We start from the raw sequence: 12,338 nt of genomic DNA, 5'->3' as shown, positions 1-12,338 counted from the left end.
AACGCGCCCCTCTCCCCGGTCCCAGGCTTTTCATGAATTAATGATTTGAAGCAATGATTGAGGCGGTCCGCGGCAGGCGGGCGGGTTGCCTGCAACGGATTCCGCACCGCGTCACGCTTCGTGGCGTGAACCTTGTATTGCCATCCATCCCCTTCACCGTGACGGCGCTCCAGGGGCTGGCGGTGCTGTCACAAAGCAGTCCACGGATGGCTTCACGAACAGACCCACCGGGTCGCAGGCGCCCTGGGTGCTGATGTTCTCATCCTCTGCCATTGCGCCCGTTCCGCGCCCTGGCCTTCCAAGCACTCATGACTTGATGTGATAGTGAAATCTGTCCGTGGCGGGCAGGCTGTCTGTGTTGTGTCCGGCGGAATCCGCACCGCGTCACGCTTCGTGACGTGAAACCCGTGTCGTCATCGCTGATGAACAGGAGTTCCCGTGAACGAGCCGAAGAAGATGGTTGCCGCGAAGCGCAAGCTCACCCTTCACCGCGAGACGCTGCGCTCCGTGGATGAGGGTGCGCTCCAGGTTCTGGATGGCGTCGTGGGCGGCACCAAGACCACCTACACCTCCCAATTCCCCTCCGGTCAGTGCAACGGGGAGGCCCAAAAGACCAAATAGTCCGTCACCGGCACGGTGTGAGGCTTCACTGTTCGCGGACGTCCTCCGCCAGCTCACACCGGGACGGCGCTCCAAGGATTGGCGGTGCCCGGCCAGACAAGCTGCCGGCCAGGCACCGCATCCGGGAGCTGGCATGGAAGCAGTCCACGGACGTCTCCGCGCAGTGACGGCCCCTGGTGGACGGGGCGATTCGAGAACAGACACTCGAGGTCCCCCACTCGTTGGCGCATGCCCTGGAGCGACTGCCCCGCCCGGACACCCGACGATGTCTGGAGTGTGCGTGGTGGCGCGGCTGGCGGAATCGGCCGAGGACGGGAGCCGGGTGAGCTGGGTCAAGAATGTCTCATGGTGACGGACTGAGTCACGGGTATCGGGTTCGCGGATGCGCTCCCCCGTGAATGTGCCCTTCCCTCAAGTCCCTGCCTTTCCACGCATTCATGGCTTGGTGTAATAATCAAATCTGTCTGGAGCGGACATTCAGTGTTGTCCGCCGCGGATTTTGAACCGCGTCACGCTTCGTGACGTGAAACCCGTGTCGCCATCCTTGATTGATCAGGAGTTCCCATGAACGAGCCGAAGAAGACGGTCGTCGCGAAGCGCAAGCTCACCCTTCACCGCGAGACGCTGCGCTCCATCGATGAGGGGGCGCTCCAGATTCTGGATGGCGTCGTCGGCGGCACCGGCACCACCAACCCCTACACCAACTTCCCCTCGGGCAAGTGCGGCGTGATCGACACCGCGCCGGAGCAGGCCGGGGAAATCATTCCGTAGTCGCCCGTCGCGGTGCGTGACGTCGCTGTCCGACGTGCTTCGCCGTCAGGCCGCACCGTGAAGTTCATTCCGAAGGTCATGGGTGCCCGGCCGGCCAGGTCGTTGGCTGGGCACCCATCCCCGGGACGCCGAGGTGAGATGGACTCGGTCCACACGGGGTGCCCAACGAGACCGAGCCGTCGTAGAAGCAGTGCATGAACGGCGCCCCGCTCTGGCGACCCCTCGTGGACGGGGCGCTTCGCGAACAGACACTCCGGGTCGCCCACGCGCTGGCTCGGGCACTGGAGGACGTTCTCCCGCACCGTGCACCCGATGCATCACTGGCGACGGGAGACACGGGCCTGGCGCTGCTCTTCACGTGGCTGGACCGTGTGCAACCCTCCGAGCACCACGCCGCCCTGGCGCGGAGGCTCCTGGATGACGCGATGGAGGCGGTGGCCTCCCGTCCCATGGGGATGGCGCTGCACTCCGGCGTGAGCGGCGTGGCCTGGGCCTTGGAGCACGTGCACGGCGGCGGCGCGGAGGAAGAAGGCGACGCGCTGGAGGACGTGGACGCGGCGCTCGCCCAGCGGTTGGCCGTGTCACCTTGGACCGCGCCCCAGGACCTCATCACCGGGCTGGTGGGGCTGGGGGTATATGCGCTGGAGCGACTGCCTCGCGCGGACGCACGGCGCTGCCTGGAGGACGTGGTGGCTCGGCTGGCGGAATCGGCCGAGACGTGCCCGGAAGGGCTCACCTGGAAGACGTTGCCGCGCTGGCTGCCCGAGGCCCAGCGGCGCGAGTTGCCAGACGGACGCCACGACCTGGGCGTGGCCCATGGCGTGCCGGGAATCATCGTCGTGCTGGCGGGCGCCGCCCGGGCTGGGGTGGCGGAGCCAGAGGCGCGACGCCTGCTGCATGGCGCCTGGTCCTGGGTGATGGCGCAGCGCCTGCCCCATGCTGGCCGTCGGTTTCCTTACGCCCATATCCCCGGGAGGACGCCGAAGCCCACCCGCGCCGCGTGGTGCTACGGAGACCCGGGCGTGTCGCTCGCACTGTTCACCGCCGCCCGCGCGGTCCGCGAGCCGGCGTGGGAAGCCGAAGCGCTGGAGCTGGCGCGCGAGGCCGCGCGGCGCACGATGGATGACTCGGGAGTGAAGGACGCGCCGCTGTGCCATGGGGCAGCCGGGCTGCTCCACATCTACAACCGCTTTCATCAAGCCACGGGGGAAGAGGTCTTCGCCTCCACGGCGCGCCAGTGGCTGGAACACACCCTGCGGCAACGACAGCCAGACCGGGGCATCGGGGGCTATGCCTTCTGGAGCCAGGACGACCAGGGTGCATCATCGTGGGTGGACCGTCCTGGCCTGCTGGAGGGCACGGCGGGCATCGCGCTCGCGCTGCTCGCGGCGGCCTCTTCCGTGGAGCCGTCCTGGGACCGGGTGCTGCTGATGTCCCTGCGCGACGTGGCGCCCGAAACAACTCCCTGAAACCGCGGCCCCATGAACGCTCTCACAAGAGCGTCAAAGACAGTCACGAACGCGCCCATGAAAAAGCCCCGGGCCCCATGCCGTGAGCATGGAACACCGGGGCCGGTGACACGGGAGCCTCGAGGGCTCCCAGCGAGGACTACTGACCGCCGCGCAGCAGCTGCGACTGCGCGAAGGCGGCGAGCTGCTGGGCGTTGAACTTGCCCTGCGCGATGTCGCCCACGGCGGTGGCCGCATTGCGGACCGTCTCCACGGTGTCCGCCAGCTTGCCCACGTTCTGCGCCTGGCCGAGCATGCTGCTCACGCCCGCCAGCGGGCCACCGGCCACCATGGACAGCCCGTTGTCGATGAACTTGTCGGCGAACGGCTTCGCCAGCTGGCCAATGCCGAACGGCAGGGAGTCCAGCGCCTTGCCGACGATGTCCTTGAGAGGACCGGTGATGGCGCTGAGGCCCTTCTCGAGCAGGCCGGAAATCTTGCCGAGCGCCTCGGAGACCTTGCCGACGGCGTCGCTGAGCCCCTTGGCCAACCCGCCCAGGCTACTGGCCAGTCCACCCAGCCCCCCCAATGCCTTGCCGAGCCCACCCAGTGCGTTGCTGATGCTGTTCGCGGCCTTGCTCGCCGCGTCGGCGGCCTTGCTCGCCGCGTTGCTCGCGGAGTTGCTCGCGCTGTTCGCACCGTTGCTACCACCCGCGCCACTGGAGCCGCCGACGGACATGGGATTTCCTCGTGAAATGTAGGTTTGCCTGATTATCGGGGACTACCCGGCGGAGTTGCGTCCGGCCCCTCAAAGGCGATCAGGCCCCCGGGGCAGGTTCTTGAGGAGGGCCTGGCTGGTGGCCTCGTCGACCTCGACCCGCGTCTGGTTCTCGTCGCCCCGCAGGGAGGGCTTGTTCTGGGAGGCTGCCTGGGTCGCCTCGAAGCCCGTGGAGTAGGAGGCCGGTGGGCCCAGGCCCAGCTCCCCTCGCGCCGCGCTCTTGAAGAACTCCCCCACCTCCTGGATGGAGGGTGGATCATACCCGGCGGCCCGCAGCGCCTCGTCCGGGACGACCTGCAGCACCGGCTCCTTCTCCGGGTGCTGGGCATAGTCGAGCACCAGCTCCACGTAGGCGGCCAGCTCCATGCCCACCGATTTGGCGATGCGCTGGGTGTCTGGGTCCGCGAGCAGCTCGGCGCGGACATTCTCCACGGGACGCGTGAGGCGGGGCTTCTGCTCGGACATGTCGGACCGGCTCCCTGGGCGGTGAAGTGCGGCCCTGGAGGTTAACCGGACCTGGAAGCAGGCTCCAATCTCTCGACAATTCCAGGGCTTACGCACCCTGGCACCGGCCTCCGTCGCAATGCGTCTCATGAAAAGAAGCCCCGGCGTCTGCCCTGTCTCCGAGACGACAAAGAATGGCGTCTGCCATCCGCCGCCGCGCCAGGAGTGTCCGCAGGCCAACACTCCTCACGCCCTCCGGGGCACACCCTCAGTGAAGTGTAAAATATAAGGAACTCGGGGATTTCTGGCGCCCTCCCGGGCCTCCGTCATCCCCGTTCCAGACAGTCATTCACTGCCGAGGGAGCCATTCCATGCACCATGTCTTGAAGTCCGCTGTCTGCCTTACCGCCCTGCTGGCGGCGCCCGCGTGGGCGTTCAAGCCAGAAGCGCCTTCCGCGCCGGGTTCGCTGGCGAGCCAGGCCTTCTTCAAGCCCGAGCTCACCATCCCCAGCGGACAGGTGCCGCTCGAGGAGGCGCTGCCGAAGCTGAGCCGTTCGGGCGCCAGCGCGTGGGATGACTTCTTCGCGCGCAACGGCCGCGGCTTCCAGGTCTACGTCGATGCCCAGACGGGCACGGCCGCGAACCTCATGGGCTCGGTCCCCCTCATCCCGGGCACCGGTGCGGGCAACAAGCTCACGCTGGACTCCGTCCGCAACCAACTGGGTCGAGCCGTCGCGCGGGTGGACGCGGCCGTCGTCGGGGACCTGGTCCTCCAGTTCATCGAGGCCAACCAGGCCGCGATTGGCGTGGACGTGCTCCAGTTGGGAGAGCCCCGCGTCGAGCAGATCGCCGAGCACCTGTGGCAGGTCTCCATCCCCCAGCAGCTCAAGGGCATCCCGGTCCGCTACGGGCGCATGGCGGCCACCATCAGCCACGGCAACCTGGTGCTGCTGGGCACCGAGTCCTGGGCCAACGTGGACATCTCTCCCCTGCCCCTGCTGGCCGCGGACCAGGCCATGGTGGCGGGCTACGAGCGCTTCGGCCTCTATGAGAGCCCCTCCACGCTCTGGAAGGCCCCCACGCTGGAAATCGTCCCCGTGGCCCGCCAGGGCGCGGGCTTCGGCGCGGCCTACGGCCACCAGCTCGTGTGGAGCTACGGCTTCCAGCAGCCCGGTGAGCACGAGCGCTGGAAAGTCACTGTGGATGCCACCCGCGGCGAGGTGCTGTCGCTCGAGGACGACAACCACTACTTCGACCAGACCATCAAGGGCGGCGCCTATCTGTTGACCAACACGGACACCTGCACCGCGACGGCGACGTGCGGGGTGAGCTTCGCCAACACGCCCATGCCGTGGGCCGACACCGGCTTCCCGGGGCCGGACGACTACACGGACAGCGCGGGCGTCTTCAACTACACGACGGGCACCACCACCACGACCCTCAACGGCAAGTACATCCGCATCCAGGACAACTGCGGCCCCGTCACCGCCTCCGCCCCGGGCACCATCGACCTGGGCGGCGTCACCGGGCAGCACGACTGCACCACGCCGGGCTTCTCCGCTGGCAACACCTCCGCGTCGCGCAGCTCCTTCTACGAGCTGAACCGGATTGCCCAGATTGCCCGAGGCTGGCTGCCCACCAACGTGTGGCTCAACGGCCAGCTCACCTCCAACATGAACATCGTCAGCACCTGCAACGCGTTCTGGACGGGGTCCACGGTCAACTTCTTCCGCAGCGGCGGAGGGTGCCGGAACACGGGCGAAATCGCCGCCGTGTTCGACCACGAGTGGGGCCATGGCATGGACGACAACGACGTCGCCGGCACGTTGAGCAACTCCAGCGAGGCCTACGCGGACATCGCGGCCATCTACCGCCTGCCGACCTCGTGCGTGGGCCACGGCTTCTTCCAGACCGTCGACCAGGGCTGCGGCATGACGCCGGACGGCACGGGCTACAACGTGAACGAGGCGCAGACGGGAGCGCCCTGGTGCGCCAGCCGCTGCTCGGGCGTGCGTGACGCGGACTGGGCGGCCCAGGTGCCCAACACGCCCGCCACGCCGCAGAACTTCGTCTGTGGCCGGTGCGGCGGCGGCGGCGGCCCCTGCGGCAGGCAGGTCCACTGCGCGGCCTCTCCCGTCCGTCAGGCGGCGTGGGACCTCGTCGCCCGCGACTTGCGCGCGGCCCCCTTCAGCTACGACGCGAACACTGCCAACACCATGGGCAACAAGCTGTTCTACCAGGGCAGTGGCAACATCGGCATCTGGCACGCCTGTGACTGTACGCTCGGCACGTCCAGCGGCTGTGGCGCCACCAACGGCTACATGCAGTGGCTGGCGGCGGACGATGACAACGGCAACCTCATCGACGGCACGCCGCACATGACGGCCATCTATGCCGCCTTCGCTCGCCACAACATCGCCTGCTCCTCGCCGGCCCGCATCAACGCGGGTTGCGCGGGCGGACCCACGGCGGCGCCCGCGCTCACCGTGACGCCGGGCGTTGGCCAGGCGAACCTGTCCTGGAGCGCGATGGCCGGAGCCACCGAGTACTGGGTGATGAAGTCGGACGGCTTCGCCGCGTGCAACTACGGCAAGGCGAAGGTCGCCACCGTCACTGGCACCACGTACACGGACACGGAGGTGATGGCGGGACGCTCGCACTGCTACTCCATCGTCCCGGCCAGCAGCAACGCCTGCTACGCGCCCGCGAGCACCTGCACCTGCACCACGCCGACCTGATTCATCCGGTGAGTCCCGGCGCGGCCCACATGAGGCCGCGCCGGGGTTTCAGGCCCGGCCTACGGGTTGTAGACGAACGTCACCGTGGAGTTGCACGGCTGGGTGTTGTTCACGATGTCCGTCAGGGTGATGTCGCCGAAGGGGGTGACGGTCGACTTGGGGAAGCCCGTGCCGCCCCAGGGCGCGCCCGAGTTGAACTGGGTGAAGCCGCCCGTCGGGGTGTAGATGGGATAGGTGGACGGGTCCGTCGGGTTGGGGTTGGAGAAGATGGTCATGTTCGCCGCGCAGTCCGCGGGCGCACCGAGCGGGAACTCGACGCCGACTTCCTGGTCCACGTTCGGACGGTTGTTGTAGAGGACGACGAACGGGATGGCCGGCGTCACCGTGTCCGTGAAGGGGACGAAGGTGTTGCCCGCGTTCTGCATCGCGAGGTTGAGCTTGATGTCGTAGCAGTACGCGGGGAAGCCCACGAACTCGACGATGGTGCAGGCCGGGTTGGTGAACTCCAGGTCGATGTTCCAGGTGCCGAGGCCGCCGTTGGAGGGGACGACCGAGCTGGGCGTGGACGCCGGCCCGCCGATGAGCGTGAAGGTGCTGCCAGCGCTGTTCGGGCGGAAGTTGGCGCGCTGCTCCACCCAGCGGTTGATGGTCGCGTCGAAGCGCCACCCGGCCGCGCGGCAGGTGCCGTTGAGCACACAGGGAGGCATGCGGCCTCCGGCGGCCTGCGGAACGCGGAGGGTGACCTCGGCGGTCCGGTCCTTGCCGAGGTTCACCGGCTGGCCGTCGAGCGTCGTCGCGCCGATGAAGAAGGCGCCCACGGACTCGAGCGCGACCTGCCTGCCGCCCTGGTTCACCGCCGTGAAGTCACCCGGCATGCCGCGCGGGTTGTAGGTGGCGGCGGAGACGAGCACCGTGCCCGTCACCGGCTGGCCCGCGGCGTTGAACAGGGAGCCCGCGGGGATGACCACGGACAGGTCACCGGCCTCGATGGTGATGGCCTGCGTCGCGCTGAACTGCCGGATGGGCGCGCGGGGCAGGACGTGGGTGTTGTTGAGCAGGCCCGCGCTCAGGTAGTCGGTCATCGGCGCGAAGCCCGACTTGCTCACGCTGATGATGTAGCCGGTCGTGCTGTTGACGGACACGAAGTACTTGCCGGCCGTGTCGGTGGTCCGGTTGATGCCGTTGATGACCACCGTGGCGCCGGCAATCGGCTGACCGCTGGGGTCGAGCACGGTGCCGGTGAAGGTCGCCAGGCCCTGCGACACCGTCCCCTCGAGGACCTCCTCGGGAGCCGTCTCCGTGGGACCTACCGCGGGACCGTCGAGGCACCCGAACGAAAGCACCGCGGGAGCCAGGACTGAGAGACACCACTTCTTCATCGTCGTCATGACAGGTTCTCCTCGGCTGCGTTTGCTGCGGCCAGCGCCAGGACTGGCGCCGACCGGCACGGCGAGGACACGGTAGTGAAACCGTGAAGAACCACACACTGCGGGTATGCCCGAAAGGACAAGCAAGTGTCGGGTGGCTGACGATTCATCGTGGATTGCCCGTATCACCGAGACTTGATGGCGCAGGGCGGCAAGGAGGAGCAGGGTCGGTGGAGACCGTGACAAGGTTGAGTGCAGGCGGCCACAATGTACGGAGTCCACGCATAACTTCGGAGGATGTGTCCAAGCCGCCGCGATGAAGGTTTGTCAGGCTCGCCTGATTTTCCTCGGGGAGGCTCGCGCTGCGTGCCCCTCGCGCTATCCTGTTCATCTCCGCGAGGGGGGCGTCATGCCTGTCAACACGGGTGTCAACAAGATGTCCGTGGTGACCAAGGACAGTGGGGGCGTCAGCACGGCGTTCCCAGACGTGTGCAGGACGCCCAGCCCGGGAGGCCCTGTGCCCATTCCCTATCCCAACGTGGCGCAGTCCTCGGACACGGACAAGGGCACAAAGAAGGTATCCGTGGGCGGCAACCCGGTGTGTGTGAATGACTCCACCTTCAAGACGAGCACCGGCGACGAGGCCGGTACCGCTGGCGGCGGAGTAGCCTCCAGCAAGACCCAGGGCAAGGCCGAGTTCGTCAACTACTCGTTCGACGTGAAGTTCGAGGGCAAGAATGTGGCGCGCGCCTTTGACCTGATGCTCCACAACGACAAGAACACGCCTCCCTTCCCCGTCATGCAGGGCCCCGTCGTCGCCATGGGCGACAGCGCCACCAACAAACCGTGCCCATGCTGCGATGAGTGAACTCCACCGAGGCGCGAGCCATGCCGCCTGAGACCTGGCCCACCGGTGCGCTCGCTGTCACGGCGCTCGGCGCTGTCTCTCCGCTCGGTTGGGATGCGCCGTCGAGTTGTGCGGCCGCGAGAGCGGGCCTGCTCCGGATTGCGCCGCTGGACGACTACGTCGGGCGCGACCCGGATACCGGGAACGCCGAGTCGGTCCGCGGGCACACCGTGGCCGGCTGCACGGAGGGCTTCACCGGAAACGGGCGGCTGCTCCGCCTGGGCGCGGTCGCCATGTCGGACCTGCGGCGATCCTGCCCGGAGGAGGACTGGAGGCAGACTGGCCTCGTCCTCAACCTCCCCAGCGGACTGCCCCTCCAAGCCGCCGCCAAGGCCAGCGGCCTTCAGCCCAGCCTGGACTCCGAAGCGGAAGAGGAGTCCGAACCGGACACCCTGGAGGCACTGCGCCCACAGCAGGAGCAGTTGCTGCTCACCCGGCTCACACGTCTGGCGGACGTCCCGGTGCCCGCAGGCCACTGGCGTGTCACTCGGGGTGACCAGGCCGGATTCCTCCATGCGCTGGCCGCCGCGACACAGCTGCTCGCGAAACGCGCCGTCTCGCGCTGCATCGTCGGTGGCATCGACAGCTACGTGGACCGGCCCGTCGTGGAGGCGCTCGACTCACTGCGGCTGCTGAAGACCCCGTCCAGGCCCCATGGAGTCCTCCCTGGGGAGTGCGCCACCTTTCTCCTGGTGGAGCCCCTGGCGCTCGCTCGGCGGCGGGGTGCCCGCATCGACTGCGTGCTCGGGGCGCACGCGCTGCGTCGCGAGCCCCATGACCGGTTCGCGGGGCGCCCCTGGAATGGCGAAGCGCTCGCCGAGGCCTGCGCCCAGGTCTGGCAGGCGCTGCCCGCCGCGCAGCAGCCGGGCCGCCTCATCGGCAACCTGACGGGTGACGAGCGCCGGGCGTATGACTGGGGCTGCGCGCTCAGCCGGCTGATGGGACGGGGCCTGCCCTCCGAGTTGCCCGCGTGGAACACGGGGATTTGCTTCGGGGAGATTGGCGCCGCCACTGCGCCCATGGCCATCACCATGGCCGCCCGCGCCTTCGCCCGAGGATATGGGGGTACCCGGAGCATTCTGGTCTGGCTTGCAAGCGACAGTGGTGAGCGAGGCGCCCTGCATGTGCTGGCGCCTCCTTCTTCTTGAAGTCGGTCCGGAGGACGGGACATGAAACGCCACATCTTCGCGGAGCTGGCCGAGAGCAAGGGCATCTGGGTCTTCAAGCAGGACGACTCCGCGACCAACTACCGGAAGAACGGGCACGCAGCGACTCTGGGAGACCCGGGCCGCAACAACCGCTACCGGACCCCCAAGCGCATCCTGGCCACACTCAAGGCACGGGGAACCAAGCCATCCATTCTGCTTCCCAGCATTCTCGCGCACGGTCCCGAGCACGTCGGGCGCTACTATTTCGAGTACGTCGCGGTCAGCATCCTCGGCCTCTCCTTCGCGAACTTCTCCAAGGGCTTCACGCCTTACGAGAACGAGGCCCACCACCTCATCCCCCAGGCTCAGTTCCTGGCCCTGTTCGGCGAGCGCGAGGCCGCGATGCTGAAGCGGGTCGACTACAACGTCCACAACGGGCGCAACCTCATCTTCCTCCCCGGAACCCTGAAGGGATGCGACTTCCACAACCTGCCCTACCATCTGGGTTCGCACCCGACCTACGACACGCACGTCGCCAATGACGCTCGCCAGCTGTCCAACGAATTGAAGGAACTGTCCGACGACGCCTGCACGGAGGAGGTCCTCATCAACATCAAGGAGCGGCTGATGTCCCTTCAGGAGAAGTATTGGAAGCTGCTGGCGAACGCGGGGGCCAGGACAGTGAATGATAGTGTCTAGGCGCCCAAGCAGACCCGTGCCTTCATGAACTACCACCCTTGGACCGAAGAAGATGATGACGATTCCTTCGTGAGGCTCCTGAAGCTTCCGAAAGAGCTCGACGCCAAGAGCTACATGCTCACCAAGGGCGTCCTGGTGAGCAGTTGGTTCCCCTCCGACGTTGTCTTCGACTTCGCTCCCAATGGGGGCATCAAGCCGGGGGACTCCGTCCGCAACGTGCTGGGCCTGCACATCGTCTCGGAGAAGCTCCGGGGCATCCTCGCGTCCAGCGCGGGTGCCCGCTTCGAGTTTCTGCCCGTGAAGCTGCGCAACCACAAGAAGAAGGTCGTGCCAGAGCCCTACTACCTGGCCAACCTGCTCGACGTGGTGGCTTGCGTGGACCGGGAGCGTTCGGTCTTCACCGTGAACGAGCTGTTCAAGGACCGGCTCCGCGACTTCGAGAAGCTGGTACTGGACCCGGGAAAGCTGGGGCCAGACACGAAGCTCTTCCGGCTGGGGGAGAATACGGAACTGGTCATCGTCCGCGAGGATCAGGCCCGCGCGATCCTCCAGGCTGGCTGCACGGGCATGAAGTTCATGCCCATGGAGGACTACGGCGCGGAACTCAGGCTCAAGGACAACTACGATCTCTGAGTCCGCGGCCTCCGCCCCATGCGAACGGTCATCCTCAACCTCAGCCTTGAGCTGGAGCTATTGCGCGAAGCCATGGGCAAGCCGGCGGCGGGACCGGCTCAGCGGGCCCGGCGGATGCACGAGGTCTCCCGGCACGAGCGCATGCTGGGCATCGCCCTGTTGCTGGCGGAGGCGGACACCGACGGCTTTTTCCGCCACTTGACCCTATCGGCGGAGGCCCATGCCCGGCTGCTGAAAGAAACGCGGGACAGCGGGCAAGCCGTGCGCTTCGCGGGGGCTGGCAACATCCACCCCTTCTGCGACGCGCTGGTCGCCGGCCAGGACACCCTTGCACGGGAGCTGGCGCGGTTGGCGCCGGAGCAGTGGATACCCGGGGAGGAGTACGAGGAGGACTTCGTCTACGGTCGCTTCCTCCATGTCCTGCTGCTCGAAGGTGATCAAGACCTCGCGCGGCAAGAGGCGCTGCTTGACCGGATGGCCCAGCTGGACCCCGAGCCGGAGCCCCGCCAGCGCCTGTGCCGAGCACTCTTCGACCGGGACGCCGACGCCTTCGAGGTCGCGCTGGTGGAGGCAGCCAGCGCTCACCATCGGCGCAGCAACGAACTCGCGGCGACACGCTTCTCCCCTACTCCCGAAGGTCAGACGGAGCGATATGTCTTCATCGAGGGCCTGGCCCTGCTTCGTCTGGCGAAGGCGGCGGGGCTCCGGACGGAACCGGAGCACCGGCTGATGCCTTCCCTGGCGCGATGGTGGGATTAAGGCAGCCCCCTGAGCGCGCCCCTCA

Annotated in this window: 12 protein-coding genes; 9 read left to right on the top strand and 3 right to left on the bottom strand. The window is 67.5% G+C overall.

Annotated elements, in window-relative coordinates; translation table 11 throughout:
• The first annotated feature begins 438 nt into the window (after nucleotides 1-438).
• The 3 genes from FJV41_RS02590 to FJV41_RS02580 all read left to right on the top strand — a co-directional run bounded on the left by FJV41_RS02590 (nucleotide 439) and on the right by FJV41_RS02580 (nucleotide 2,861).
• Nucleotides 439-621 (top strand): hypothetical protein, encoded by a 183-nt coding sequence (locus FJV41_RS02590; protein WP_141640784.1) that lies wholly within the window; start codon nucleotides 439-441, stop codon nucleotides 619-621.
• 564 nt (nucleotides 622-1,185) lie between these two features.
• Entirely contained in the window at nucleotides 1,186-1,392 is a 207-nt protein-coding gene (locus FJV41_RS02585; protein WP_141640783.1) for a hypothetical protein, read from the top strand.
• A 194-nt stretch (nucleotides 1,393-1,586) separates the two neighbouring features.
• Nucleotides 1,587-2,861: a lanthionine synthetase C family protein gene (locus FJV41_RS02580; protein WP_141640782.1), complete on the top strand. Its 1,275-nt coding sequence runs from the start codon at nucleotides 1,587-1,589 to the stop codon at nucleotides 2,859-2,861.
• Nucleotides 2,862-3,000: 139 nt separating this feature from the next.
• Here FJV41_RS02580 and FJV41_RS02575 read toward each other — a convergent pair whose 3' ends face one another.
• Nucleotides 3,001-3,579: a hypothetical protein gene (locus FJV41_RS02575; protein ID WP_141640781.1), complete on the bottom strand. Its 579-nt coding sequence runs from the start codon at nucleotides 3,577-3,579 to the stop codon at nucleotides 3,001-3,003.
• 69 nt (nucleotides 3,580-3,648) lie between these two features.
• Nucleotides 3,649-4,083, bottom strand: coding sequence for a hypothetical protein (locus tag FJV41_RS02570; RefSeq protein WP_141640780.1), 435 nt, complete (start codon nucleotides 4,081-4,083; stop codon nucleotides 3,649-3,651).
• A gap of 350 nt (nucleotides 4,084-4,433) precedes the next feature.
• Between FJV41_RS02570 and FJV41_RS02565 the strand changes: the two genes are divergently transcribed.
• Nucleotides 4,434-6,800, top strand: a complete 2,367-nt coding sequence (locus FJV41_RS02565) for a hypothetical protein (protein WP_141640779.1) — start codon at nucleotides 4,434-4,436, stop codon at nucleotides 6,798-6,800.
• 59 nt (nucleotides 6,801-6,859) lie between these two features.
• Here the strand turns inward: FJV41_RS02565 and FJV41_RS02560 are convergent, their stop codons facing one another.
• Nucleotides 6,860-8,188 (bottom strand): carboxypeptidase-like regulatory domain-containing protein, encoded by a 1,329-nt coding sequence (locus FJV41_RS02560; protein WP_174457980.1) that lies wholly within the window; start codon nucleotides 8,186-8,188, stop codon nucleotides 6,860-6,862.
• 388 nt (nucleotides 8,189-8,576) lie between these two features.
• On the opposite strand from FJV41_RS02560, the gene FJV41_RS02555 reads away from it, so the two are divergent.
• The 5 genes from FJV41_RS02555 (at nucleotide 8,577) to FJV41_RS02535 (ending at nucleotide 12,313) form a co-directional block, all read left to right on the top strand.
• Nucleotides 8,577-9,035, top strand: a complete 459-nt coding sequence (locus FJV41_RS02555; RefSeq protein ID WP_141640778.1) for a DUF4150 domain-containing protein — start codon at nucleotides 8,577-8,579, stop codon at nucleotides 9,033-9,035.
• Nucleotides 9,036-9,055: 20 nt separating this feature from the next.
• Entirely contained in the window at nucleotides 9,056-10,222 is a 1,167-nt protein-coding gene (locus tag FJV41_RS02550; protein ID WP_141640777.1) for a hypothetical protein, read from the top strand.
• 21 nt (nucleotides 10,223-10,243) lie between these two features.
• Complete coding sequence (locus FJV41_RS02545) at nucleotides 10,244-10,921, top strand: AHH domain-containing protein (protein ID WP_141640776.1); 678 nt, start codon at nucleotides 10,244-10,246, stop codon at nucleotides 10,919-10,921.
• A gap of 69 nt (nucleotides 10,922-10,990) precedes the next feature.
• Complete coding sequence (locus FJV41_RS02540; protein WP_220137824.1) at nucleotides 10,991-11,554, top strand: imm11 family protein; 564 nt, start codon at nucleotides 10,991-10,993, stop codon at nucleotides 11,552-11,554.
• An 18-nt stretch (nucleotides 11,555-11,572) separates the two neighbouring features.
• Nucleotides 11,573-12,313 carry an Imm49 family immunity protein gene (locus FJV41_RS02535; protein ID WP_141640774.1) on the top strand — a complete coding sequence of 247 codons (741 nt, stop codon included), beginning with the start codon at nucleotides 11,573-11,575 and terminating at the stop codon, nucleotides 12,311-12,313.
• The last annotated feature ends 25 nt before the right edge of the window (nucleotides 12,314-12,338 follow it).

Source organism: Myxococcus llanfairpwllgwyngyllgogerychwyrndrobwllllantysiliogogogochensis (assembly GCF_006636215.1).
GTDB classification, from domain to species: domain Bacteria; phylum Myxococcota; class Myxococcia; order Myxococcales; family Myxococcaceae; genus Myxococcus; species Myxococcus llanfairpwllgwyngyllgogerychwyrndrobwllllantysiliogogogochensis.
The sequence above is the reverse complement of the archived record's forward strand: the minus strand, read 5'-3'. Positions and strand labels throughout refer to the sequence as shown.